Source organism: Paenibacillus sp. LjRoot56, assembly GCF_964253335.1.
In the GTDB taxonomy this organism is placed as follows: domain Bacteria; phylum Bacillota; class Bacilli; order Paenibacillales; family NBRC-103111; genus Paenibacillus_E; species Paenibacillus_E allorhizoplanae.
In genome coordinates, this window is record NZ_CAXURV020000001.1 from 1,074,202 (window position 1) to 1,101,042 (window position 26,841).

Here is a 26,841-nt window from a genome sequence, read left to right on the forward strand (position 1 = left end):
AGATCGTTAAAATCCTCTATGATGAATATAGGTAATATTTTCAGCAGAGAGGAAGGTAGTGATGAACGTAAGGAAGGATACAGTTAATTACGAAGATTTTGGCGCCGTCGGTGATGGTCTGTTCGATGATATGGAAGCCATCTGTGCCGCACATGCGTATGCCAATCAGCATCGGCTGACGGTGCGAACGAAGCCCGATGCCATCTATTATATTGGGAATCGGGCACTGACGGCAGTCATTGAAACAGAAGTAAACTGGAGTACAACCTGTTTTACGATCGATGATACGAAGGTTGAGAATCATAAGCTCCCTTGCTTTCTTGTGCAATCCGCACAGCGCCCGTATGAGTTGGAGATTCTATCCTTAGTAAGGGACCAGAAGCAGCTGGACATATCACTCGAAGAAGATTGCTATGTCATGGTGACCAATAGCGAGGTGAAACGATTTATTCGCCATGGTTTGAATCAGAACGCGGGGACAGATCAGACGGATTGTTTTATTGTGCAAGAGGATGGAACGATTCCCACACCTATTGATTGGGACTATGAGCAGATCACAGCAGTTGAAGCATCGCCGATTGATCGTACAGTTCTTTATCTTCGCGGAGGGATCTTTACCACACTGGCTAATCGTGGGGAGTCCAAATATGACTACTATGCTCGTGGCATTGACATTACGCGTTCTAACACTGTTGTTGACGGTGTTACGCATTACTTGTCAGGCGAAATAGGGCATGGATCTCCGTATCGAGGTTTTCTAAGTGCCATGCGTTGTGCTTATATAACCATACAGAACTGCTTTTTAAGTGGACACAAAATTTATACAACAATCGGTGCGGCAGGGGCGCCTGTTAAAATGGGCTCTTATGATTTGCATGCGAATCATGTTGTGGATCTAACGCTCATTAATTGCACCATGAATCACATTCATGATCGAACACGCTGGGGTGTAGTCGCTACGAATTTTTGCAAAAACATTCACGTTGATGGCTGCACATTTACCAGACTGGATGCACATATGGGGGTATCCGGCGAATATTCGATTAAGAATAGCACAATCGGATGGCAGGGAGTTAAAGCCATTGGTCGAGGACATCTTACGCTGGAAAATGTCACGAGCTACGCCAATGCTCTGATTGAATTTCGTCAGGATTATGGAAGTACATGGGACGGTGACGTCCATATTCGAAACTGCACGTGGATTCCTTCCAATGGAGACATCGTCCTACCGGAGCTATTTCTGATGAGAAATAGAGGCAATCATGATTTTGGATATGTGTGTTACATGCCACGGCATATTGAGATCAGCAATCTTTTTGTGGATGATTCGCATGTTCCTGAGCATTACGAAGGTATGTACTTATTTTCAGATCCCTGGGACAGCGTGTCAGTGAATATGGAGAATCAGCTTTATTCTTACGTTGCATGTCAGTCATTCGTCGCTCGTCAGCTAACAACAGCAAGCGGAATCCGTCCAACGATCAGCAGCAACTCGTTACCTTTTAGGCAGACTGTATGGTCAATGACAGAGGAAGAAGCCTCGAGTAGGTAAGGTAGTCAATGTTCGAACAGAGAATGTCAAAGTTGTCGCAAAGACAAAAATGACTAAAATCTCTAAAATAAAACTACAGGGCATGAGATGCTGACTGAGGGGGATTCCTAACCGATATGCACAAAGCAAGATGGTTTTATTCGCACTGGGAATTGTACGCAATGCTTATTCCCGGAGTGGCGTTTCTTCTATTATTTAAATATACGCCAATGTACGGAATATTGATTGCTTTCCAGGACTTCAATATTTTTGGCGGCATTACTGGTAGTGAATGGATCGGCCTTGAGCAATTCCGTAAACTGTTTCATTCGGATGAGTTTTACCAAGTATTCCGTAATACGCTGTTAATCAGTCTTTACAAAATCGTCGTTCTGTTCCCCATCCCCATTGTGGTAGCACTGCTGCTCAATGAAATAAGAAGAATGATATTTAAGCGCGTTGTGCAGACAATTGTCTATTTGCCACATTTTTTATCGTGGGTCATCATTGCTGGATTGTTCGTCAACCTGCTCTCCACATCAAACGGCTTAGTCAATCAAGTCATCGAACTTCTTGGCGGAACTCCAATTGGTTTCTTGATTGATAACGCTTACTTTCGAAGTATTCTCGTCTTTACTGCCGGCTGGAAAGAGACAGGCTGGAACGCAATTATATTCATTGCAGCGATTGCCGGTATCGAGCAAGAGCAGTATGAGGCAGCGTCTATCGATGGAGCGGGTAGAATAAAGCAAATGCTACATATTACGATTCCTGGAATTGTTCCGGTGATCATTCTAATGTTTATACTGAGAATCGGACACTTGTTGGACGCCGGTACAGAGCAAATCTTAACGATGTATAATCCGCTTGTCTACGAAACAGGTGATGTGATAGGCACTTTTGTCTATCGAATCGGTCTTGGACAAATGGATTACAGCTTTAGTACTGCAGTAGGTTTATTTAATTCCGTTGTTGGTTTCGTGATAATCATTCTGGGGAATGCATTGAGCCGGAAGTATGCCGGACGCAGTATATGGTAGGAGGAGAGAACAATGAAGAAGCTCAGCATGGCAGATAGGATTATGGATGGCTGTATATATTTCCTTCTCATCTCCTTCTCCATTATTACGCTCGTCCCGTTTATTAATATCTTTAATAAAGCCGTCAGTGAGGAATGGGCGGTTGTGTCCGGTCAAGTCGGGCTTCTCCCAGTAGGCTTTCAACTGGAAACGATGACCTTTGTAATTACCTCGGCAACGTTCTTACGTTCCTTTCAAGTGTCTGTTTTTATTACCGTTGTCGGGACCCTAATGTCATTAATTATCACTGCGCTTACAGCATATCCGCTTTCCAAAAAGCAGCTAAAAGGCGGGAAAATCCTGCTTGTCCTATTCGTCTTTACCATGCTATTTAACGGTGGTATTATTCCGAATTACCTGTTAATCCGTCAGCTGGGGTTGATCAACAATGTCTGGTCGTTAATCCTGCCTTCCATGCTGAGCGTGTTTAACCTATTGGTTATAAAAAGTTACTATGAAAGCTTGCCGGAAAGCCTAGAGGAGTCGGCCAAGATGGACGGCGCTCGGTACGGAACCATCCTGTTCCGTATTATTCTTCCCCTTAGCGGGCCTGTATTAGCAACGATAGCCTTATTTTACGCCGTACAGTATTGGAACGATTTCTTTAATGCCATGTTGTATGTGAGCGATCCGAAGCTAAAGCCGCTGCAGCTATATCTGCGAGATATTGTTATGGATGCGTCAAATTTGCGGGAAGATCGAAAGTTGGACGATGTCATGAATGTTACTCCTGAGGGGATTCGATCTGCGACCGTCATTGCCTCTACGGTTCCAATCTTACTCGTCTATCCGTTCCTTCAGAGATATTTTATCAAAGGTGTTTTAATTGGCTCCGTAAAAGGATGACCAATATTCTAAATTACATGAAATAGAGAGAGGTAGTTACAATGAGGAATAGCTTCAAAATTACGGCAATTACGGCTTCACTAATTTCTCTAAGCCTACTTACTACAGCTTGTGGAGGTGGCGCTGCGAATGCTCCGGCAACCGGGGGGCAAGCGACTAAGACAGCAGCTGGGCCAAAGCCTACACTTAAAGCACTTCAGATTTGGCAGAAGGATGATTATAATACGTATCCAGTGGCCAAGATGCTCGAAGAAAAGACGGGTTATAAAGTACAGTACGACATGCTGCCTCAGGACAAACCCGAAGATAAGCTAAATTTGCTAATGTCCACGAATGAACCTTACGATGCGGTGACGATAAATGGGTCGAGCGATTCCAAAGCGCAATGGGCTGACTATGCCAAGCGAGGTGCGTTGGTCGATTTGACACCTCTCATTGAGAAATATGGACCGAATATTAAAAAGATGATTTCTCAGGAAACGCTGGATGCCGCTAAAGTGGACGGGAAAATTTACGCGATCCCGACAAAAGCCAACCCGAATACGGGAGGAGGTATCTTAATTCGTACGGATTGGCTTGAGAAGCTGAATATGAAGATGCCGACGACACTAGATGAGCTTACTGCCGTGTTGAAAGCTTTTAAAGACAAAGATCCAGGTGGGATTGGCGCTAAATTGATTCCTATGTCTATCCGTGGGGATTTACCTTTTGTGGATAATATCGTAGGCGCTTTCGGTATGGCGAACGCCTGGAACGAAGACGGTGGTAAGCTGACTCCTCGTTTGCTTGACCCTGCATTCGAGAAATATATTGCATTTATGAATAATTTGTATAAGCAGAAGCTGCTCGACAATGAGTTTGTGCTGAACAAAGCAGATAACGTGAAACAGAAATTTTCAAGCGGACAAGTCGGTATTATTCAAGCGGCATATTCCGATGTACCGACACTCATTGATGCTTTAACAAAAAATATTCCAAGCGGTAAAGCACAATTCCTCTCCGTCTTGAAAGGACCGGATGGTGAGATGGGCTTCCCGGGCAATGCCGGATTCTCGGCAATTACGTTCGTACCGAAATCTTCCAAAAATCCGGAAGATGCAGTCAAATGGCTGAACGCCAAGTTGGATTCGGATACGTTCAAGAATATGGCGATTGGGGAAGAAGACAAGCATTATTCGTTTAAGGACGGCGCGTACAGTCCAATTCTGCCGATTTTCGTAGATGAGCGCAATGCGGCTAATAACTATCTTTCAGGAATCGATGAAAAGAATTACCTAGCTTACTGGCAAGCACGCGTTAGAAAAGATCCAAGATTATTTGAGGCGTGGGAAATTCTGAATCTAAAGCAACCGTCAGGCTCCCGTGTGATTGATCCATTAGGGATTTCCCCTTACTTAGCTGTGTATTCCAAAAATAATCTACAGCTAAATCAGATGACTACGGATTACGCAGTAAAACTTATCGCAGGTGGAGATACCATCTCTACGCTTGAAGCAACAAGACAAAAATTTAAAGCTTCAGGCGGGGAGGTCAGCTATAATGAGGTAAACGAATGGTATAAGCAGAAAAAGTAATGGCATGAATGATATGGAACGAACTTCGGGTGCATTTGCGCCTTAGGCTCGTTCCTTCTGTCTCTGCGCAATCATTGAGAGGATGAAAGCTATGGAACGGAGATGGCTGCGTTGGCCGAAGAAATCGACGCAAGTCCGGTTGACGATCATTTTCGTGCTTACCCTCATTCCGCTAGTTGGAACTGCACTGTATGCAAATCTGAAGTCTAAGGATATTCTGCAGAATAGGCTGATGGAGAGAAGCCAACACGGATTGACAGCGGTGATGAATTATATTGATCTGAGTTTTCAAAGTGCAGAGGAGCTTTCGCTACAGCTTGCCAATGACAGTGACTTGAATATGATGCTGTCGAAGGCTGGGAGTGAGCTCGAGGGCGAAACGTTGTTTGATTTTCGCTTAATTACGAGTAAGCTATCTCAAATTGTAACGTTGAATACAATGTTTGCTCATGCAGCCATTCTACATTCCTATTCGCATACCTTGTTGACGACGCTAGGTTATCAGCGAATCGATCAGCCCGACCAGGAGGAATGGGTGAAACAAGCTGCTGCAAGCGGATTTGCGGACGCCATCTTTATCCCATCATCTAATCGTTTACAATCAAGCGGACAACAGGATCCTGTTATGAATACGCAAAATATCGTCCTGATGCGGCTCATGAACTTTTATAATCAGGATCAGCCGGCAACGCACAATGTGGTTCTTCTCGTCCTGCGTAAAAGCTATTTTGCGAATTTAATCCGTGATTTATTGCCGACTTCAAAGGCGACGGTGTACTTATACACGGCAGATAAGAGACTCGTTGCTTCCACAGGAGCTGAGATGTCAGGTGAATCGGAACTTGCGAAGGAAGTTATCGAGCCGAGGGAGAGCGGTTCAATTCGCTGGGGAGATCAGTTGATTACACAGTCTGTATCGGATAAGTCAGGCTTGTCGCTTGTGCTTGTTCAGCCAGCTGCTGAAATATTTCATGAAACACAGCAGCTGCAGACATGGACGGTTGTCATTATTATTATCAGTCTATGTATTGCCTTTTGGAGTGCGTGGGTCGTCTTTATCTATATTTCCAAGCCTCTGCGTCATCTTGTCAATGCAATGCAGAAAATGCGAAAGGGACAGCTCGTAACACGGATTACACATCATCGAGAAGATGAGTTTGGCTTTGTGATGGATTCATTTAATCAAATGGCACAGGAACAGCAGCAGTTGATTCAGGAAGGATACGAGCTGCAACTTCGATTAGCAAGGACAGAGCTTAAGCGCTTACAAGCTCAGATTAATCCGCATTTCCTATATAACACACTCGATTCCATTTATTCGGCGGCCATGTTGAGTGGTGAGAAGGATATCGGCTCTATGGTTGTCAACTTATCTAAGTTTTTTAGGATTAGCTTGGGGAAGGGAAGAGAGATTATTACGGTTGGGGAATCGGTGTCCAACTTACAATATTATTTGAATTTGCAGAAACTGCGCTTTCGAGATCAATTAGCGGTAGAAACGTTTGTATCGGAAGAAGCGGCGAAACGGTCCATTTTGCGGCTGCTGCTGCAGCCGTTGGTCGAAAATGCGATTTTGCACGGTTTAGAGAAAAGGGTAGGCAGCAAGCTGTTGCGGATTGAGGCTAACGTGCAAGAAGGTAAGCTGATTATCCGCATTAACGATAATGGCCAGGGTATTTCTGACGAACGCTTGACTTTTATTAGGGATAAGCTAGCGCAAATAACAGTCGGCCAAATGTTTCTGTTGGCCAAAGAGCAGGACACGCCCGACGAAATTTTTGGATTAAGCAATGTGAAATCTCGCATGCTGCTTTACTACGGTGAAGGTGCCGATATGGATATCAAAAGCAACACGTCGGGAACCGAGGTAACGCTCATTTTTCCGCGAGAGGCATAGGGGTGATTCAGCATGATGAATTTAATTCTCGTTGAAGATGAAATTGCGATTAGAACGCGAATTGCTGTAACCATTCCTTGGGAGGAACACGGGATCCAGGTTGTCGGTCAGGCAGAGAACGGGGTGCAGGCGCTTGAATTGATGAAGCGTAAGCTGCCGGATATCGTGCTGCTGGACATTCAGATGCCGGAAATGGACGGCTTGGCGTTGGCTAAGCAGATTGCTTCTGAATGGAGCGAGATTAAGCTGATTGTTCTAAGCGGCCATGAGCACTTTGAATACGCCCGAAGTGCCATGGAAGCGGGCGTGCAACGTTATTTGCTGAAGCCGGCGGAAAATGAAGAGATTTTGCAGGCGGTCTTAGAGGCTGCTGGAAAGCTTTCCAAGGAAAGGGAAAGCCGTCACAGCTTGTCGATGCTGGAGAGCAAATGGCGCAGCCACTTGCCTCGACTTCGTGATTTGTTTCTGAGCAGTTGGATGGCCGGTGCATACAAGGATTGGGAGATTGAGCGGCATAGTCAGGAAGTTCAACTTGTACTTCCTGAGCAGGGAGATCCTTATACTATTCTAGTAATGGAGATGGATGCACCGGAAGCAGGCACGGATCGTTATAAAGCCGACGATACGGATTTGCTTAACTTTGCATTACATAGTATTTCATTTGAATTGTTTGATGGAGACAATACCTATGTGTTTCAGGATGATAGGGGCGCTACGGTTATGCTGCTCGCAGGAAACGAGGAGGAATCTGACGGAGATCTTCAACTTCGTGCCGGCTTCTACGCAGCTCGTGTTCAGTCTACCGTTCGTGACTGCTTGAAAGCATCGCTTAGTGTCGGTATCAGCGGCACAGGGCGATGCCGGTTGGGCGGGGCTGATCTTTATCGGCAGGCTTGTGCAGCACTTAGCCAGCGAATCCTATACGGTGGTGGGGTCGTCTATCCGTTCCACGAGAATACCAGTCTAGTCAGCGTAGAAACCGCGGATGAAATCCACGTTCGCGAAGCGATATCCTCCGATGAACGTTTGCTTGAAATCAGTATTGAAAAAGGGGACGAACCGACGGCCGTTGAAACGGTGCTTCGCTTGATCCACTCGGCGGTTAACCGATCGGGCACCGTCGAAGAGGTGAAGACAGAGGTGCTGCTGCTCGTGCATTTGCTGATAGGCATTATCAAGCGTCGCGGTTGGTCAGTCCAAGAGATTGCGGGTACGGATTACGATACAATTCAAAATGTGCAAATGCTGCAAAGTCGAGAGCAGATCGATCATTTCTTTAAGCGTCTTGTACGGAACATCACCAAATTCGGTCGTCAATCAAACAATCTGAGTGGCAATAAACTCATTCAAGATGTATTGAACATGATTGATAACGAACTGGCTAATGATATTAGTTTATACAATGTGGCGGAACGTCTGTTCATTAACCATTCTTATTTAAGTCGATTATTTAAATACGAGACTGGGCAACTATTTTCAAGCTATGTACTGGAACGAAGGATGACCAAGGCGAAACAATTACTTAATGAGGGCGCTCAGGTCCAGGAAGCGGCAAGACAAGTAGGGTATACAAATACGGGTTTCTTTTCCAAATTATTTTTAAAGCATTGGGGCATACTGCCCAGCGGTTTGAAACGTTCATAGCGCATGAAGAGTAGATTTTTAGGGAGGTAACCTCCATCGAGGTACCGGAAGGAGCACAGATGAAACAGGTTTATGATGAAGGTATAAAAGAGCGGGAGAGGTACACACAGTCCGAAATCGATACGGGCTATATCGATCAGGCGATCGCTTATGTCATCAAGCAAATTGACAGGAAGCTGGAGGCATTTACAGAAGTATTTCCTGGCCCAACCACCGAGAATTTGGTGTATATGCCGGGTCCTAATGTCGGTTGGACGACCAGCTTCTGGACGGGCATGCTATGGCTCGCCTATGAAGTGACCGGAGAGGCGAAATATCGGGCATGCGCGGAAATTCATGTCAACAGCTTTATCGAGCGTATACAGCAACGAAGCGACATTGAGACCCACGATCTTGGCTTTCTATATACGCTTTCATGTGTCGCCGCTTATCGTCTTACTGGCAACGATGCAGCGAAGCAGGGGGCGCTGGAGGCAGCCGATAGACTCATGGACCGGTATTGGGAACAGGCAGGTATTATTCAAGCATGGGGCAATTTACAGGACCCGAAGCAGCAGGGTCGGATCATTATTGATTGTACGAACAATTTGCCTTTATTGTACTGGGCTAGTGAAGTAACCGGAGAACCTCGTTACGCAGAGGCCGCTGTCAAGCATGTCGAGCAAACAGCTCGACATATCGTAAGAGAAGACGCTTCAACCTATCACACGTTTTACTTTGATGTAGCGACAGGCCAGCCTCGCTTCGGGCGTACCTCAGGTGGGTACTCCGATGAGTCCTGCTGGGCGCGAGGTCAGGCTTGGGGCATTGCAGGGCTGCCGTTAACATACAGCTACCAACATGACGAACAATATCTTCACTTAAGCAAAAAGCTGGCCAACTACTTCTTGAACCGCCTCCCTGTCGATCAGGTGCCTTATTGGGATCTTAGCCTGAACGGGGCCGGCGTCCCCCGTGACAGCTCAGCTGCGGCTATTGCCGCAACCGGAATCTTAGAAATGTCTCGTCATCTCCCGCTTAGCGATCCCGATAAGCGAGCTTATGAAGGAGCGGCGATTGCAATCGTCCGATCGTTAACTGACAGCTACACAGCCGCTCAAGAGCCTTCCTGCACTGGAGTACTTCTTCACGCCGTTTATAGCGTTCCGCAGAATATGGGTGTGGATGAGTGTAATCTATGGGGCGATTATTACTACTTTGAAGCATTAGTTCGATTGCGGCGCGATTGGTGCATGTATTGGTAAATGGTGAAAAACCGGTGCGCTGGTAATATCCCCTTTGGTAGACACTCAGAAAAAACCTTATGGTACCTTAAGGAGAACTGAGTACAACTTGAAGGGGATTTTTCTATGGCTAAAAAAGGACCAACATTTAATCAATATACGGAGGAATTGAAGTTAGCTACTGTTCAGGAATACATGAAGGGATCGGCCAATTATAAGAATAGCTGAAAAGTTAGTCGGTTCACTCCCTATACTGAAGCCGAAACAAAGAGAAACGAGTCATTGATAAGGGAGGAGCAAGATGGAAGACACGGTTAAAGTTCTGGTAATCGGGGCCACTTTCGCAGGTATTGGATTGGCCCAGAGATTAGGATCGCAAGCATTAGTAGGAGCTCTGGCCTTAACTAAATAATTTTGTCTATTGCACGTAATATAGGGACTTTCTTGTCGCTAATGAGGGTATTTTCTTGTTGTTGTACTACACTCACTCACTACTGCTGCTGCCATCAACCTCTTGCTTTTACAAAAAAAGTGGTCTATAATTCATTACACGATCGTTGAATGAAATGATGAGAGTGAGATTATAACTATGAAAAGAGTGCCGAAAACAAGCCGCGATCTTCAGGCTGCTGAACGTAGAGAGCAAATCTTACTTGGTGCTAAGCAGCTATTTGCCGAGCATGGCTATCACGGGACATCGATTCGCGCAATGAATAAACATATCGGGATCACAGATGGCTTGTTGTATCACTATTTTCCAGGCGGAAAGCAGGAAATATTGGAGACTATTTTCCATGAGGCTCAGCAAGCTCGCATGGAGCTTATGGATCAGTTAATTAAGGGAATTCATCCAGGCCAGCCGTTGGAAGAAGCGTTATATTTGTTTATCTCAAGATTGGTGGGTACCCTTGTTGGGGACCCGGATTTTATGAAAATTATGCTGCGAGATTCGGATAATATTTTATCTGAGGATAAGAATTTCATGACCCAGTTGATTTTGCAGCGGCATCAAGCGTTAACAGAAGCTTTGTCGAGAAGAGCTGAGGCTGGTGAAATCCGAGAGCTGGACTTTGGCTTAGCGGCCAAACAAGTTATTTCCGTCGGTATGATGGCCGTTCTCGGACAATTCACAGCTGTGAATATGTTGGAGACGGATGTTGATAGTTATTTAAAAAGAATGGTCGCTTTCACCGTGTCACTTTGGAGAAAGTGATTTCTTTTTAGCAATTTCATTCACACAACGTTGAATGAATAATATGAATCAAAGGAGGCTTTACAATGAATCATTTTTTTAAACAGAAACACCCGTATCTCGCTATTATTGTTGTTTTCCTTGTCATTCTTTTACTAGGGGTTGCGCAACTCGGCTCTACTGTGAATCCAACGCCTAAGAATCTGCCCGTGCTGCTCGTTCAAATGGATGCAGGTGAGAAGCTTCCAACCGGGCAAGAAATTAATTTCGGCAAGCTCATTCAGGAGAAAATAACTGCTGCTCCAGCGCAAGCAGATACGGTCTCTCCACTCAAATGGACGACTATGGCAAGTGAACAAGAAGCCATCGATGCGATGGACAGAGAGCAAGCCTATGCTGCGATTATCATTCCAGCAGACTTCAGCCATAAGTTAGCAAGCTTATTATCCCCTCAGCCACAGGCTTCATCCATAACGGTATATGTGAACCAAGGGATGAATAATACCGCAGCTACGATGGCGAACGGTGTTCTAACCCAGATCCTTAATGGCGTTAATGGTCAGGTTAGAGAGCAGCTGCTAGCACAAGTTAGTCAAAAAGGCGGCACCCTCACCGTTGACCAAACCAAAGCATTCGCATCACCGATTATTGTCACGAACAAGAACTTAAATGCTGTTGGCACGAACAGTGCGAATGGTAACGCACCTGTTGTATTGACTCAACTTGCTTGGTTTGGCGCCATGGTGACAACTTTATTGCTCTTCATGGCAGCTGGTAAAGCAACACAAACGGGCTCACGCTCGCATCGCTTCGGCATCCAAGTTTCCCAATTGCTCAGCGGTGTTGTCATCACCGCAGCTTCTGCAGCCAGTATTCTACTTGTAGCAGGCCAATGGCTGGGTTTATCCATCCCAAGTTATTGGGAGATCGGCTTATTCCTTACGCTGGTCGGATTCGCCTTCTTCCTGTTGCAAACGGCCGTCGTGAGCTGGCTTGGTTTAAAAGGAGTGCCGCTATTCGTGCTCGTGTTCTTCTTCGGTGCACCGGTGCTTTCTCTGCCAGCCGAACTATTGCCATCATTCAGTCATGACTGGCTGTACTCGTGGCTGCCACTTCGCTTCTCAGCGGAAGGACTTCGTGATTTGTTCTACTTCCGTCAGAACTTGAACTTGAGCAGTCCGATGTGGACGTTAGGCATCATGGGTGCCGTAGCGATCGTGGTTATTTTCTTGTCCTTGTTGAAAAAGCACGAGCAACCAGCAGCTAAAATAGAGGCTTCACGTTCTATGTAACACAGTCCATCTGTTGTAGATACCACAGAAAAGTGATTTGGGCGAGGAGGTCACCTCCCGACCATAGCCCCTCTAATTCATAGGTCATTAATGGGGTTAACGAACCGGAGAGGGAACGAGGATACGCTATTTCGTGATTTTTGATCTGTTTGGCTTCGAAAGGGAATGAGGGTGCGCTATTCTGCTACTTTGGGAGGAAATATAGGTAGTAGAGGCAAAATAGTACACTGACGTTCCCCTTCATGCGATAAGCACCTCGTTATAGACCAATTAGCGCACTCACGTTCCTTATCCAGTGGCCAATACGAGGGCCGATGACAATAAGCCTCCAACCTGACTCTCAGGTTCGGAGGCTTTTCTGCTGGTCGTGAACATCAACGCAAATCATTATAATGCTGCATTTTCATGAAGTGAATGGTGACCGTAGTCCCCTCGCCAACCGCAGCAGTAATGGACAGATCATGCCCCAGTTTCAGCGCCATTTGCTTGGCCAAGTAGAGTCCCATTCCAGTGGAGCGGCTGTGTGTTCGGCCATTTTTCCCCGTGAAGCCTTTATCGAACACGCGACCTAGATCAGCGGGATCAATCCCTATCCCTGTATCTTTAATAATCAACCGCTTCTCGGAGTCGGTTTCCTCAGAACGGAAGGTGATGCTCCCACCATTGTCGGTGTAGGTCAAGGCATTCGCCACGATCTGATTCACGATGTATCCCAGCCACTTGCTGTCACTGTTCACATTGTGGGTCAGCAACTCCATGTCGGGACGAATCCGTTTGGCAATAAACAGCTTGGCCACCTTCTTAACACTATCCTTCACAAGGGTGATCAGTGACAACTCCGAGATGAAATAATCTCGGGAAAAAGAGTCAATACGCGAGTAGTAGAGCGCCTGCTCGACATAGCTATCGATCTTGCTTAGCTCATCTTCGAGCTTGTCTACGAGATATTCCGCGGTTTTGCCGGCGCGGTTCTCCATGATGAGACGGCTGGCTGCAATGGGCAGCTTCACTTCATGAATCCAGGAAAGGATGAATTCCTGGTGACTACGGATCTCCGATTGCAGGAGATGCGTTTCGTTGGCTTGATCCTTAGATAGCTGAGTTAACAGCTGTAGATAGAGCTCTTGCTCGTTGTTTTGAGATTCGGGCATTGCCGCGATGGCCCAATCTTGATGTTGGCTTTTGCCAAGAAACTCATTCAGCTCCTTGTAGAAGGACTTCCGATAGAAGTAGCCAAAGGTTATATACAAGGCAGCGAATAGAAAACAGCCCGCATTCGTGTAGGCGATATTATTAAGGGCGGCCTGCCCTTTGACACTGACAAGCATGATCATTGAAATGAATAGCATTGTCACCGCATACATCCCTAAGAAATATCGTTTATCCTTCAAATAAGAGAGAAAGCTCATGAGATCATGTACCCTTGCCCTTTCTTGGTTGTGATGAAATCATCGCGTCCAAGTTCTGCAAGCTTTTTGCGCAGGCGGGTAATATTAACGGTTAACGTATTGTCGTCTACGAAACTTTCATCCTCCCAAAGTCCGCGCATCATCTGCTCTCGGCTGACAATAGCGCCCTGATGCTGCATGAGGATAGTGAGAATTTTGAACTCGTTCCGGGTAAGCTCTGTTTTCTGATCCCCACAGGCGATGTCACCATCCTTCAAATTCAGGACGACACCATTATGGGTCATTACGTTTGCTGATGTTTCCATATAGGAGTAGGTTCTGCGCAGCAGAGCATTGATTTTCGCCACGAGGACGTCGGTGTAGAAAGGTTTCTGGATAAAATCATCGCCACCCATATTCATCGACATGACCATATCCATGGGTGTATTTCGAGACGAGAGAAAGAGAATAGGGACATTCGAAACTTCCCTGATTTGGCGGCACCAATAGAATCCGTCGAACGCCGGTAAATTAATATCCATCAGCACGAGATGGGGGTTTTCGTTCACATAAACGGTGAGCACGGCGTCAAATTGCTCGACAATAATCGTTTCAAACCCCCAGCGGCCCAGTGCTTCAGCCACCGTATCCCGTATCGTTTTATCATCTTCCACGATCATAATTTTCACTGACAGTCGATGCCTCCTTAAGGGACGAATGAGCCGATTATACCATTTCATCAGTGATGGTAGCATAATCATGACAAAATTGTAAGGTAACGCAGAAGAGTTGTAAGTTACTTCGATGGTTGCATGATCCCGGAGATAGTAGGATAGAGGTATCAGGAATCAAACCATGTTTATTGGAGGAATAACCGATATGAAAACGATCGTTGAAGCTAAGCAGTTGAAGAAAGTATACGGCACCAAAGGCAATGTATTTACGGCGCTGAAAGATATCGATTTAACCATTACCCAAGGTGAATTTGTAGGTATTATGGGACCGTCTGGATCGGGCAAAACGACACTGCTGAACCTGTTAGCCACGATCGATCAGCCAACCTCAGGGGAAATCATTGTTGACGGGATTAGTCTGATGAAGATGAAGGAGGCAGAGCTGGCGAACTTCCGCCGCGACAAGCTGGGCTTTATTTTTCAGGACTATAACTTGCTTGATACATTGACTGTGAAAGAGAACATCATTCTCCCGCTTGCCCTAGCAAGGATGAAAGTGGCTGAATTGGAGCGCCGTGTAGAAGTGATCAGCAAGAAGTTCGGCATTGATTCGTTGCTGGATAAGTACCCATACCAAATTTCTGGCGGGCAAAAGCAGCGAACAGCCGCTTGCCGCGCCATCGTGTCGAACCCCAGTCTAGTACTAGCCGATGAGCCGACAGGGGCACTGGATTCCAAGTCTGCGACAGAGCTTCTGGAAAGCTTGCAGAGCTTGAACATGCAGGATAAATCAACCATTCTCATCGTGACGCATGATGCTTTTGCAGCCAGCTATTGTACACGTGTTGTCTTTATTAAAGATGGTCAATTATTTACGGAGTTAAATAAGGGGAACGCTTCGCGCAAGGAATTTTTCAACAAAGTCATGGATGTGCTCTCGGTGCTAGGGGGTGGGGCAAGTGACCTTATTTAGTCTGGCTAGACGGAATGTCATTGGTAATCTGAAAAATTATTTGATCTACTTCATCTCCATGATTTTCAGTGTCGTGATTTACTATACGTTCGTTTCTTTGCGCTACAGTGAGGAGATTGCGGCGAATGTCCAGAAATGGGAGGGCATGAAGTCCGTATTCACACAAGCTTCAATCGTACTCATTCTGTTCGTTGCGGTGTTTATCTGGTATTCCAATTCATTTTTCACGAAAAAGCGGAAGAAAGAAGTAGGTTTGTACGCCTTGCTTGGCGTGAGGAAACGTAAGATTGGTACCATGTTATTTTATGAAAATATGATGATGGGCATTGGCGCCGTTGCGGTGGGCATTGTGCTGGGGACGTTACTATCCAAGCTGTTTGCGATGATGTTCCTCAAATTGCTGGATTCAGCGGTTGAAGTCAGCTTCAGTATTTCCTCTGAGGCGATTGGGAACACGTTGATCGTATTTGCCAGCATTATCGTGGTAACTTCGATCCATAGCTACCGATTGATCTATCGCTTTCAGCTCGTGGAATTGTTCAAGGCAGAGCAAGAAGGAGAGCAGGTTCCGAAGCCATCGGCGTTCTCAGCAGTTTTAGCCGTAGCCCTATTGATTATCGGCTATTGGACGGTGTTCCAGCCTATGACGACTTCTGCCCAAATGGGACGAAACTTCCTCATTATCTTCGGCACCTTGATCGCCGGTACGTATCTGCTATTCCGATATGCACTCATTTATATCTTGAAAATCGCCCAAAAGACAAAGTCACGTTACTACAAAGGTATGAACATGATCTCCACAGCGCAATTGATTTATCGCATTCGAGGCAATACGCGAATGTTCACGATGATTGCGCTGCTCAGCGCACTAACGCTTTGTGCGGTTACGGTAGGCTCAAGCGCCTACTTCACGATCACCAAGGAGGCAGAGGAGGAAGCTCCTTTCAGTTATATGCACATTTCACAAGGAGACAGCTTCGATGGTCAAGTTAGTGCAATGTTGGAGCAGGATAAAGAACATCCAATCGAAGCTAAGCTGGATGTTCCCATTATCCGAGTTACAGCAGACGTAACGAATTTCTACTATCACCCATCAAGTCATTCGCCAAGTTCAGTTCCAATCAAGCTGGTGTCAGCCTCCATGTACAATCGTACCTCAGAGACGTTAGACAGAGAGGGTCAAGTTGTACTCCAAGATCAAGACATCGCGGTCATTCAGCCGAAATATTCAACGTTTACCTTGAATGAAGTGAAGAGAGACACGATTTCTTTCAATGCTCAGGCAGGCAAGCAAACGCTAACTGTCCAGCAGTTAATCGTAAGAAGGATGCTGCCATGGAGCTTCCCTGATCTCGTCTTCATTGTGAGTGACACCCTGTATGCCAAGCTGCTTCCAGGATCAGACGAAGTGACGTACAAAGGGTATGTCGTCAAAAATCAAGGTTCAACGAAGTTGACCTCTAATTCCCTGATGATGCTGAAAACAGATCAGAACGGGCTGTCCTCCTACTACTCTCAATATCGTCAAAACTTGGAGTCCGCTGGCATGGATATATTCACATTGGGCTTCCTAGGACTTGTTTTCCTAGCCGCGACGGGATGTATGATTTATTTCAAACAGCTAACGGACGCCAACGAAGATAAAGAGCGCTATGCGATGTTGCGCAAAATTGGTGTAAGCCGAAAAGAAATTAGGACGACGATTGCCAAACAGACCCTGTTCGTGTTCATGCTGCCGCTCATACTAGGCGTCCTGCACAGCATCATGGTTCTCAAGGCGCTGACGACGATCCAGCTGATTAGCGGAGAAATTTTAATCCCGGTTATAACGACGACGATCCTTTATGCAGCTATTTATTTCTGCTACTTCGTGCTATGTCTCGGAGCCTCGAACCGTATCGTCAGCAGGTAAAATGGTGAACGTAACGCCATCACGTTCATTCTTAGCTTGAACGCTCATCCCGTGATGATCCATAATTTGTTTCACGATGGCCAGACCGAGACCGAACTGCCCCTTGCCGCCAGTGCGGAATGGCTCAAACAGATTATCCGCAATCTCTTGATCTAGGAGCGGGCCATCGTTACTCATCTGAATGTCAAAATGAGGAGCGGGGCTCATGCGGATCCGAATGCAAGTCTCGGCATAACGAAGCTGATTATCGAGCATGTTTTCCAAAGCGATCTTCCATTGTTCCTGATCTCCCAGGAGCGTGTGAGGAGCTAAGTTCAGTTCCCAGGTGATCTCAGGACGTTTATAGCGGAGTCGTTCTACAACATCTTCGATAACTGCTTTGATTTCAAAAGCATGGAAAGGCTTCTCTTTGGCCGTAAAATAATTCAATTTATTCAGCAATAACAGATCGCGGATGCGCTTCTCCAGGCGTTCGCCTTCTTTCATAATGACGCCTAAACTTGCACTTAACGTGCCTTTCGGAAAAACACCGTCCTGAATGGATTGCGCATAACTGCGGATCACCATGACCGGTGTTTTTAGTTCGTGCGACGTATGCTGCAGGAAGAATTGCTGCGCACGATCTTGCTTTACAAGACGTTGCCGCATCCCTTCAATGGCTTTGCCTAGGCGGCCAATCTCATCTTTACGGCGGCCCGTGTCGATGGGCTCATGCCAATCTCGCTCGGCCATGCGTCCCACATGCTGTTCCATCTGAACGAGGGGACGCGTGAAATACCGAGCGAGCAGTAAGCAGGGGAGCCAGCTGATCACGATAAGTCCAACCATCAATAGGATCAGTCGGACGAACATCGACATGATGAGATCATTGCGGTAGTTGCCCCAAGCGTAGGAAACGATAAAGTTAGGTGCTCCTTGGACGATCTCTTTGCGAATGACATAAAAGATACTGTTATCATCAATACTGCGTGTATACTTGGCAACGGGCTGCATCTGGGCTAAAGCATCTTTCTCCATGGCCGCCATGAACGGCTCTGAATGGAGTGTTGTCGTAGTAGCAGCTGTAGCTGCTACGGCCTCAGCTGCTTGTGTACCGCTAATGGTAAAATGCCGAATGGAAGGGCCGGTCAGTGTTCTTTGAAAAGGAGCTGTTATCTGAGCGGAAAGCTTAGAAGCTTCGGTCAATGTGGGAACAGAAGCGCTCAATGAAGCTCCCATTTGCACGACACTGCTTCCATCGGCGTTAGGGACAACTAGGACGCGACTTCCAAGCGACGGATCCGATGCTGAGATTGATGTCATGTTCATAGGCTGTGGTGTTAGGGGGATAGCGAAAACAGGACTCACAGCTCTTGTTGCTTCCACTTGGAGACCACTTTGGGTATCCATCAAAATATTATAAAGCTGCTCGGTGAAAAAGCCCTTTAACGTCCACGGCAATAATACCGCGAGCAGTGTGAAAATGAACAAAGTCAGCGCGGCGAAGGCTCCCCATAATTTCATGGCGAGCGGCCACTGGCCTAATCGAAGACTCATGCTTTCACCATCCTATACCCGTATCCGTATACGGTTTCTAAACGCATGTCGGGCAGCTTGCGGCGCAGTCTGCGTACTAAATCATCAACGACACGATCCGTGCCGAAGTAGTCAATGCCCCAAACAGAGCGCAGCACTTGCTCCCGTTCAAGCACATGTCCTTGATGTTGAATGAAGTAGAGCAGCAGCTCGAATTCCTTTGAAGTCAAATCGAGTGTAGTGCCTTCGCGATCAGTTACGGTGCGAGCGGGCTCATCAATCGTGTAAGTAGCTAACGTAGTGAGCTGCGAGCGGCGCTCCATGGAAGCTGTCAGCACGCTGTTCCCTTGCCGCGCATATACGCGCTCTAGCAGCTTGCGACAGCGGATGACTAGCTCGCGTGGCAGAAACGGCTTCGCCAAATAGTCATCGCTCCCAAGCTCAAGCCCTATAATGCGATCGATATCCGCATCGCGGGCCGAGATGAAGATCACGGGCTGTGACGGTTGATCGGCCTTAATCTCTCGGATGAGCTGGAAACCATCTACGCCTGGCAGCATAATATCGAGGACCCACAAGTCCGGCCGCTCCGAGATCGCGTCTCTGGCTGAGGTCCCATCGGGGAACGAACGCACCTGCCACCCCTCTTTCTCCAAATAGGCAGCTAGTACGCCTCGTAAATGCTCTTCGTCTTCTACTAAAAAGATGCTATACATCGTATATCACGCCTTCCATGCCTTCTATAACATGAGGAAAAGTGGAGCCGAATCGCAGGATATGCGATCGGATCCACCTTACTTACCATTTATTTTTTCTCAGCTTCTGTTGCTTGCTGCTCTTTGATTTTTTTAGTGATGTCACGCATGTCTTCTGTTCCCTTTACAAAATCCTTCAACAAATCTGGCAAGATCGCACGGATCGCTTCTGCATCATCCGCTTCTACCGCATCTGTTAATTTTTGTTGAAGTTTCATGCTTTCAGACTCTACAGGCTTAGCTATCATTATATCACTCGCTACACCAGCCTCAACTGGAAGAAGACGGGTAATCTGCTCTGGAGCTGTTCCATCGGACTTCGTTATGCTTGTAATGAAGCCTTTGGTAGGAGCAGCCACCCCTTCGGGAAGGTTTTTCAGCTCATCAGTAGTGAGAGCTGGTAGTAAAGGTAAAGCTTCGATGGCTTTCCCACCTTCTATTGACGTTATGAATGTAGCATCCGAAGATGGGAATACTTGCACGGCACCATCCGCAGCATCTTTACTTGAAATCGTTACTGTCTGAGCGAAGGAAGGCTTCGGCAGATCCGCTTCTGCTTGCTTCCGATCGTCGAGTGCTTTCTTCCAGTCAGCAAGGGTATCTGGTGCGTACGTAGTGGCAAGCATTTTCAAATAGTTGCGCTCATGAGCAGGTTGGTTAAGCAAGCCTGCACTCGAAGAGCGGAAGTGAAGGGCTGGCACTGCTCCAACAGCCTTTACCATTTGCACGGCTTTGGAAGTGGGTTGTTTTTCACTTGTTGTATCTGCCGCAGATGCACTTACTGCACCGAATGCGATGGTTGTCATAATAGCTAGCAGGCTCGTTTGAACGGCGCGTTTTTTCCATGTTGTTTTCATAGTGTGAAAACTCCTTTCGATTTATGTAGCATGCAGGGTTGTTTGATTTCCCTTACACCCTTACTGTACCGAAAGATTATGGACATCCTATCGTAAGATTGTGGGAAATTATGTGTTTATAAGAAAACACCACCCCGGGTGGACAGGAAGGTTGTATCCTTCTTTATACCAAACGGGTGGTGCAAAGTCGGTTCATTTTCTGAGTATTTGCCGATGATATTTGATCAGATATTGGGAGCTTTTCAAATGGCTAATGATTGGGGAATATTGGGGGAAATAGGTTATAAGGAACTGAAAAATAGTAAACAATAACACCATAAGTTTCCCAGGAAGGGAGCTCCTATGGTTTTTCTATTGTATAGCTTCGTTACTTTGTTGGTATTTGTTTACTTTATGAAATATCAAAAAAAACATCTGTATTCGTTAGAGATCTTTTTTTACTGGTGCCTAGCTTCTATGTTAATTCAAAACCGGTCTGCTATTTTTACGATGAATATGAAAATTGTTGTGATCCCGCACTCGATTATGTTTGAGTTTTCGCATGTGCTCATACGCCTAGTGCTGTATCCATTAGTTACGCTGTTCTGCTTAAATGAAATTGCCGCAGCAGCATCCAGAACAAAAAAAACATGGGTGATCATTAAATATTCGGCATTGTTGTTTGGTTTAGAATGGATTTCCGATTGGTTAGGTGTTTTTAAACACATGAAACCCTATTTATTTTGGTCGGGCGTATTTTGGACAGGTTATTTGATTTTGATAATGATGATCATGAAAGTTTTTCGCAGAAAATTTTATAAAGGATACCCTAAACCATGAATTTTCACATTGATTGGAACGAATGGTTCGTTGTTATTTGCTCAGTTATAGCGATGACAGTGTTTTTTAGGATACGAAAGCATTTTGACACTATCACCATCGTCATAATTTGGACGTTTAATATCTTGTTTGTTGCCACTTATGATTACGCATTAGCGGCAACACCCTTTGAGCTTTATTACTGCGGCGATAATGAAACTTACGAGCCTATTGCAACATTTGCTCACGTTTTCTTGTATCCTCCGTTTACTTTTTTTCTTTTGTTTTTTTATGATAAATGGAATCTACGCGAAAAAAAGCATCGAAAGCTTCTTGTACTTTATCTTGCTGGATGGACAGCATTTGCGGTTTTCTTTGAATGGCTGCATGTGCTGAATGGTTTCTTTGTATACACGGGTTGGAAATTGTATTATTCAATCCCGCTGTATCCAATATCTGCTTTAATTTTACTGAGGATTTACCATTTTATCGAAAATAATTACCCTTTGCGAAAGAAAACATAAAATGCCCCGGAATCTTCCGTGGGCATTTCTGTTCACCAACAATTAACTGCCTAGTGCACCTATGTATTGAGCGCTCATGGATGAGCGCTTCAGCCCTCATCACAAGCCCATATACTCTCCACCGTTCACATGAATCGTCTGACCGATTACGAAACGCGATTCTTCCGATGCCAAGTATAAATAGATAGGTGCGATTTCGTAAGGCTGTGCCGTTCTTTTGATCGGGCCCGAATTATTTAAAGACCCATAAGACATGTAAAATTCAGGTGGAAATGAGGAAGGGATAAGAGGAGTCCATGTTCGACCAGGGGCTACGGCATTGACCCGGATGCCCCGATCGGCGAGAGATACCGCCAATGAACGGGTTAGTGCGCTAACGGCACCCTTAGAAGCGGAGTAACTAGCCATTGCGGGATAGCCTTTGTCAGCTGCGAGGGAGCTCGTATTGATGATTGCACTGCCCGGCCGTAAGTAAGGAAGTACAGCTTTCGTAAAATAAAAACAGGAGAATACGTTCGTCTGGAATATCCGCAACAGCTGCTCGGATGACAGGTTAGTCATGTCCTCTTCATAAAACATTTCAGCCGCATTATTGATTAAGATATCAACCCGTCCGAATCTGGACATGGTAATCTCTACTGCCTCTTTGCAAAATTTTTCATCACCGATATCCCCGGCAATCGTCAAGCAACAGCGGCCCAATTGCCGGATTCTCTCCTGAGTCTCCAAGGCATCCGTGTGTTCATTGAGGTAGACTACAGCGATATTCGCACCTTCTCGAGCAAATAAATAGGCGATCGCCCGACCGATTCCGCTATCCCCCCCGGTAATAATCGCAACCTTATTCTGCAGCCTACCCGATCCAACCTGCCCCGGCAGCTCCGAAACGGGCCTTGGCAGCATCAAAAATTCCAATCCAGGCTGTCCAGGCTGGTACTGGGGCGGAAACTCGATCGGGATTTCTTCGCATTTCGTCACACGAGAGTCATGGGAATGCAATGGGTTTCCCTCCATTTTTGCGTTAACTACTATTAAATTATTCTTGAAGCTGAAATGGGTGCGTGATTATCACAATCGACTATTCAATTTAGTGGAACTTTGAAATACCACATCAGTACTATGATAATTATTAACGAGAAAAAGTATGCGCGTAGTGGTTTAATATGATGCAGTCTAAGCATAGGAAACATCATGATATCAAACAACACTGAGTACCAAAAAGTCCAGCCATTATCGTATGAGATTCTACCAGAGATCTGTAAAGCAAATTCGACAAATGAATAAATAAATACCCATTTGAGTATGTACATAAGCTGCTTTAACTTAGTAGTTATGGGGTAGCTTGAGAGGAACAAAAGAACGCTTAGGGGCATTGTTATTACTGCATATACAATGACCGTTATCCGATGATTGTATAGAAAGTCGGGATGAAAAACCCACAAATGATAGTCCTTGGTTAGATATTCATACAAAAGACCACCAGCCAGGATAAAGAGCATTGTTGGGTGATACTTTTGCCAATTCTTCCAATCTGCCCAACGCCAAACTGAATAAATAGTAAATAAAGCTATTACAACATGCATAGAAATTGACCACCTTCGTATCTTATACAACATATCACATATTGTAAGCTTTATTTTACCCGCAATTTTTCGATTAATCCAAATTATGGATATTTATGTTCAACATTGAATAACAAGCTGTAGAGTGCACCTCTTTGATAATTCGAAGTGGTGTATTTTTTATGGCAATAATCGTGCATACGATTGGGTAAGCCATACTTTATTGATGATTTTTGGAAATATGGGAATAGTATCAATAAATTGAATCACTAGTGAGGGAAGTATAAATTTGTTAGTTGTATGTTTGTACAACAAGGTTGGAGATTATTTTCCATGGATCATTTTGTTATTTATTATTTTGGTCATATGTCTCGTACCGGAGATTCAATTTGAAATGTTGCAGCCCATGTTCACTGTTGGATATAAACCTTTGATAAAAGCAGCCTTGTCGGTTGCTGGTACTTCTTCACTTCCTTTTATCGTGCTGTCACCTTTGTTTATCAACCGTGTAGCGATTTCATTCTAGGGTTTTTACAGTGAGATTGCGTAAATAAGAGAGGAGGCATAACAGAGATATGGGCAAAGGTATAATTGGCATCCGACAATTTACCATTCTCGTCATACTATTCACAGTTGGAAGCTCCATATTAATAATCCCCTCTGGTTTAGCAGCGGAAGCGAAGCAAAGCGCGTGGATAGCCGCCATTCTGTCAGTGTGTATTGGTTTGCTGACCGTCTTTCTTTATCAAGCATTGGTAAGACAATTTCCTAACCAAACATTGGTACAGATGTGTGAGACTTTATTTGGCATTTGGATAGGGAAAATAGTTTCTTTGCTTTATTTCTGTTTCTTCTTCCTTCTTGCAGCGCTTGTATTGCGGAACATCGGCGACTTTGTGGTAACCCAGGTTCTCCCCGATACGCCGCTTCAATTTATACTTATGATTTTTCTCGCAGTTGTTATTATGGCAAGTAGGCAGGGTATTGAAACTATTGCACGTACCGGGGAAATTTTTTTTCCATGGGTTATGATATTCTTTTTTGCTATGGTTTTATTTCTGGCACCGCAATTCCGACTTATTCAGCTTAAACCTTATCTCGGCGAAGGTATTATTCCTGTCCTCAGAGCGAGCTTACCTTTTACAGGAACCCCCTTTATGGAACTTATCGTGTTATTGATGGTTATTCCTTTCGTGAATTGTGTGAAAAAAACAAATAAAGCGTTTTTTGTGGGGACGTTGATCGCGGGAATATTATTGATTATGATAACCTTGATCTCGATTCTTGTTCTTGGAGCAGGAATAACCGCAAGGAATTTGTATCCAAGCTATAGTTTAGCGAAAATGATTAGTGTTGGACAATTTCTAGAAAGATTAGAAGTCTTAATGGCGGGGATCTGGTTTATTACGATCTTTTTTAAACTAACGATTTGTTTCTACGCTTCAGTCCTTAGTTTCGCTCAAGTTATCAAAATGGAAGAAATTCGCCCCTTGTGTTTCCCTTTTGGGATGATTTTGATTGTGTTATCTATCGTTACATATCCAAACGAAAGCTATTTCCTTAACTTCGTATCAAAAATATGGTTTCCCTATGCGTTCACATTTGGCTTACTGCTACCTATTTGTATGATTGGTTTATCTCTCTTTCGAAAGGGAGAAAAATATAACGGATAACGATTTTAGGCTTCAACTAACATTCTCTGTTAGCTGAAGCCTTTTGTTTTACCTAAGATTAGATTATGGTCAGGGGCATTTTAACGATAAGGTTCAATCTGGTCATTTGCATGGAATCTATCCCGCGTTTATGGAATCTTGACTTCAAGTTCACTTAGATATTTGGACGTGTTTACGCCGTTGGGCTCACGAAATTCGACTTCGACAGAATTGGAATAAGCACCGCCATTGCTAATTGGCAAAGGCATCGGAGCGTATCCTTCGGGCATCCATCGAGCCGTTGCCTTGTACTTGCCGACCGGAATTTCATCAATACCTCCGCCGCCAATAACCGGGCCGCCACGTTTAATGATCGTTTGTCCCGTGCTGCCATCAAGGAGCGGACCTACAGGTGTGAGTGTCACTTCCAGATCGCTCAAATCGAATTCTGGCATCGAGTCATCGGAAGATGTGAAAAATGGATATATATAAATTTGTCCGTTAAAATTCGTCCAAGTAAAATTCCGAACCCCGCCTTTGCTTCCCGTTAATGGAACTTCATTATCCGATTCCAGATGGAATTTGTATTTTTTACCGTTAAATGATTTAGTGATATCAGCTGACATCGACCAGGAAGTCGCAAGCTGTGGCAGTTCAATTTCGTAATGACCATTCTCATCGGTTACACCAATGATATTGCTGTCGTACAACAACGTGTTATCGGCATACACAACGATGTCAGGGAGCGGGTGACCCTGCATGTCGCGTACATATCCTTTTGCTAAATAAGGCTCAGCGTTTTCTTTTGGGAAATCCGGAATCGGTGCTGGTACGGGAGTTGGTACAGGTACAGGTGTTGGTCCGGGTGTTGGACTTGTGTCCTTAGATTCTTCAATTCGGATTGTTGCGGTAGTTCCATCGCTCACATAAGTGACTTGATACCCACTGTTTTCCGCAACAAATCGGAGCGGTACCATGGTGTGATTGTCAATGATTTGAGCTGGTATGGTCAAGCTAACGTCTTTACCGTTCACTTTGGCTGTGGAACTATTCATCGTGAGTTCGATGGTTAGCCCATTTTTCGTCCCAATCGCCTTTTGTGTAGTACCGTTTTCGACCCAACTCACAGAGAAACCAAGAGATTCAAATAGCTTGCGAAATGGAACTAATGTAGAACCGTCTTTGATAATCGGTTTGGCGTCTTCAAATTGGAGTTCTTGACCCGACAGCCATACGTGAATCATCGGACCTTGTGTTGGAGCAGGTACCGGCGGGGTGGAAGGGTTCGGGCTTGGTATTGGTATTGGTGATGGCGTTGAAGTGGATGATGTTCCGCCACCCGTCATTGGCTTTTTATACTTAATTGGTTTCGAAACAACCGTACCTTCGGGAGTCTCAATCTCAAGTACATAAGATTGCGTTTCTTTGATTGTGCCATTGTTGCTGGCGTACAAATCAAACGTTAGGTTGCCAGCAAACTCGCCCACTGGATCTTTCACATCTTTACGAAAGCCTGGGTTGATAATTTCACTTTCATGGGTGGTACCGCTCGGCGTGACAACGGTTTTATCCTGCACAATACCCAACAGCCAACCTGTCGTGACGCGGTTTGTTCGCCAAACGCCTTGATAGTTATCCTTGCCGAAATCATCGGTTGACCGCAAAACAACAGACTTAATCATGGTTTTATTAGCGAGGTTCAGCAGCAGCTTAAAGTGGCCGTCCTTATTTCCCTCTGGGGTAAAATCGGCAGCGCCAACGACATCCGTTGCGGTATCCAGCAGGCTGAATTCTTTAATCTCAACCCCTGTCGGCACCGTTTCGCCAAAAGCGGCTGCGATCCCTCCAAACGTTAAAACACCAGCCAGCACTGAACTTAACGCAATGGAGTGAATGATTGTTTTCCTTTTTTTTGTCATGAGTAACGTTCCTCCCACACTTGAATTTGCTTCT

Annotated in this window: 23 protein-coding genes; 15 read left to right on the forward strand and 8 right to left on the reverse strand. The window is 45.3% G+C overall.

The genetic code is table 11. From position 1 onward, the window contains the following. Positions 1-61: 61 nt before the first annotated feature. The 9 genes from ACSQ8O_RS04930 (at position 62) to ACSQ8O_RS04970 (ending at position 12,278) form a co-directional block, all read left to right on the forward strand. Positions 62-1,552, forward strand: a complete 1,491-nt coding sequence (locus tag ACSQ8O_RS04930; RefSeq protein ID WP_436240664.1) for a hypothetical protein — start codon at positions 62-64, stop codon at positions 1,550-1,552. A gap of 116 nt (positions 1,553-1,668) precedes the next feature. Then, a complete protein-coding gene (locus ACSQ8O_RS04935; protein ID WP_436240665.1) occupies positions 1,669-2,571 on the forward strand; it encodes an ABC transporter permease in 903 nt (300 codons plus the stop codon). 12 nt (positions 2,572-2,583) lie between these two features. Beyond that, positions 2,584-3,456 carry a carbohydrate ABC transporter permease gene (locus ACSQ8O_RS04940; protein ID WP_436240666.1) on the forward strand — a complete coding sequence of 291 codons (873 nt, stop codon included), beginning with the start codon at positions 2,584-2,586 and terminating at the stop codon, positions 3,454-3,456. Positions 3,457-3,497: 41 nt separating this feature from the next. Continuing rightward, the gene (locus tag ACSQ8O_RS04945) at positions 3,498-5,030 is read left to right on the forward strand and encodes an extracellular solute-binding protein (protein WP_436240667.1); all 1,533 of its coding nucleotides are present in this window, start codon (positions 3,498-3,500) and stop codon (positions 5,028-5,030) included. Between the two features lie 91 nt (positions 5,031-5,121). Beyond that, positions 5,122-6,927 carry a histidine kinase gene (locus ACSQ8O_RS04950; protein WP_436240668.1) on the forward strand — a complete coding sequence of 602 codons (1,806 nt, stop codon included), beginning with the start codon at positions 5,122-5,124 and terminating at the stop codon, positions 6,925-6,927. 12 nt (positions 6,928-6,939) lie between these two features. Continuing rightward, positions 6,940-8,571: a response regulator transcription factor gene (locus ACSQ8O_RS04955; RefSeq protein ID WP_436240669.1), complete on the forward strand. Its 1,632-nt coding sequence runs from the start codon at positions 6,940-6,942 to the stop codon at positions 8,569-8,571. A gap of 59 nt (positions 8,572-8,630) precedes the next feature. Continuing rightward, on the forward strand, positions 8,631-9,815 hold the full coding sequence (locus tag ACSQ8O_RS04960) for a glycoside hydrolase family 88 protein (RefSeq protein WP_436240670.1): 1,185 nt from the start codon (positions 8,631-8,633) through the stop codon (positions 9,813-9,815). A 568-nt stretch (positions 9,816-10,383) separates the two neighbouring features. After that, positions 10,384-11,007, forward strand: coding sequence for a TetR/AcrR family transcriptional regulator (locus ACSQ8O_RS04965; protein WP_436240671.1), 624 nt, complete (start codon positions 10,384-10,386; stop codon positions 11,005-11,007). Positions 11,008-11,072: 65 nt separating this feature from the next. Continuing rightward, complete coding sequence (locus ACSQ8O_RS04970; protein ID WP_436240672.1) at positions 11,073-12,278, forward strand: YhgE/Pip domain-containing protein; 1,206 nt, start codon at positions 11,073-11,075, stop codon at positions 12,276-12,278. Between the two features lie 374 nt (positions 12,279-12,652). Here the strand turns inward: ACSQ8O_RS04970 and ACSQ8O_RS04975 are convergent, their stop codons facing one another. Further along, entirely contained in the window at positions 12,653-13,687 is a 1,035-nt protein-coding gene (locus ACSQ8O_RS04975; protein WP_436240673.1) for a sensor histidine kinase, read from the reverse strand. Then, entirely contained in the window at positions 13,684-14,355 is a 672-nt protein-coding gene (locus ACSQ8O_RS04980) for a response regulator transcription factor (protein ID WP_436240674.1), read from the reverse strand. Before ACSQ8O_RS04980 ends, ACSQ8O_RS04975 begins: the two co-directional genes overlap by 4 nt. A gap of 190 nt (positions 14,356-14,545) precedes the next feature. Between ACSQ8O_RS04980 and ACSQ8O_RS04985 the strand changes: the two genes are divergently transcribed. Both ACSQ8O_RS04985 and ACSQ8O_RS04990 read left to right on the forward strand, forming a co-directional pair. Then, a complete protein-coding gene (locus ACSQ8O_RS04985; protein WP_436240675.1) occupies positions 14,546-15,313 on the forward strand; it encodes an ABC transporter ATP-binding protein in 768 nt (255 codons plus the stop codon). Further along, positions 15,300-17,225 (forward strand): FtsX-like permease family protein, encoded by a 1,926-nt coding sequence (locus ACSQ8O_RS04990; protein WP_436240676.1) that lies wholly within the window; start codon positions 15,300-15,302, stop codon positions 17,223-17,225. The genes ACSQ8O_RS04985 and ACSQ8O_RS04990 overlap by 14 nt, the downstream gene beginning before the upstream one ends. Here ACSQ8O_RS04990 and ACSQ8O_RS04995 read toward each other — a convergent pair. From ACSQ8O_RS04995 to ACSQ8O_RS05005, 3 genes are all read right to left on the reverse strand, one after another. After that, positions 17,187-18,761, reverse strand: coding sequence for a HAMP domain-containing sensor histidine kinase (locus ACSQ8O_RS04995; RefSeq protein WP_436240677.1), 1,575 nt, complete (start codon positions 18,759-18,761; stop codon positions 17,187-17,189). The genes ACSQ8O_RS04990 and ACSQ8O_RS04995 overlap by 39 nt on opposite strands. Beyond that, a complete protein-coding gene (locus ACSQ8O_RS05000) occupies positions 18,758-19,456 on the reverse strand; it encodes a response regulator transcription factor (protein WP_436240678.1) in 699 nt (232 codons plus the stop codon). The genes ACSQ8O_RS04995 and ACSQ8O_RS05000 overlap by 4 nt, the downstream gene beginning before the upstream one ends. Positions 19,457-19,545: 89 nt before the next feature. Then, positions 19,546-20,352: a hypothetical protein gene (locus ACSQ8O_RS05005; RefSeq protein WP_436240679.1), complete on the reverse strand. Its 807-nt coding sequence runs from the start codon at positions 20,350-20,352 to the stop codon at positions 19,546-19,548. Between the two features lie 456 nt (positions 20,353-20,808). Here ACSQ8O_RS05005 and ACSQ8O_RS05010 point away from each other — a divergent pair, with 456 nt between their 5' ends. Together ACSQ8O_RS05010 and ACSQ8O_RS05015 are read left to right on the forward strand one after the other, a co-directional pair. Next, positions 20,809-21,171 (forward strand): hypothetical protein, encoded by a 363-nt coding sequence (locus tag ACSQ8O_RS05010; protein ID WP_436240680.1) that lies wholly within the window; start codon positions 20,809-20,811, stop codon positions 21,169-21,171. Then, on the forward strand, positions 21,168-21,674 hold the full coding sequence (locus ACSQ8O_RS05015; protein WP_436240681.1) for a hypothetical protein: 507 nt from the start codon (positions 21,168-21,170) through the stop codon (positions 21,672-21,674). Before ACSQ8O_RS05010 ends, ACSQ8O_RS05015 begins: the two co-directional genes overlap by 4 nt. Before the next feature lie 99 nt (positions 21,675-21,773). Here ACSQ8O_RS05015 and ACSQ8O_RS05020 read toward each other — a convergent pair whose 3' ends face one another. Beyond that, complete coding sequence (locus ACSQ8O_RS05020; RefSeq protein WP_436240682.1) at positions 21,774-22,652, reverse strand: SDR family oxidoreductase; 879 nt, start codon at positions 22,650-22,652, stop codon at positions 21,774-21,776. 104 nt (positions 22,653-22,756) lie between these two features. After that, complete coding sequence (locus tag ACSQ8O_RS05025) at positions 22,757-23,290, reverse strand: CBO0543 family protein (protein ID WP_436240683.1); 534 nt, start codon at positions 23,288-23,290, stop codon at positions 22,757-22,759. 250 nt (positions 23,291-23,540) lie between these two features. Between ACSQ8O_RS05025 and ACSQ8O_RS05030 the strand changes: the two genes are divergently transcribed. Both ACSQ8O_RS05030 and ACSQ8O_RS05035 read left to right on the forward strand, forming a co-directional pair. Beyond that, entirely contained in the window at positions 23,541-23,762 is a 222-nt protein-coding gene (locus tag ACSQ8O_RS05030) for a hypothetical protein (protein ID WP_436240684.1), read from the forward strand. Between the two features lie 49 nt (positions 23,763-23,811). Next, entirely contained in the window at positions 23,812-24,909 is a 1,098-nt protein-coding gene (locus ACSQ8O_RS05035) for a GerAB/ArcD/ProY family transporter (protein WP_436240685.1), read from the forward strand. Positions 24,910-25,037: 128 nt separating this feature from the next. Here ACSQ8O_RS05035 and ACSQ8O_RS05040 read toward each other — a convergent pair whose 3' ends face one another. Then, a complete protein-coding gene (locus ACSQ8O_RS05040) occupies positions 25,038-26,807 on the reverse strand; it encodes a copper amine oxidase N-terminal domain-containing protein (protein ID WP_436240686.1) in 1,770 nt (589 codons plus the stop codon). Positions 26,808-26,841 lie beyond the last annotated feature (34 nt).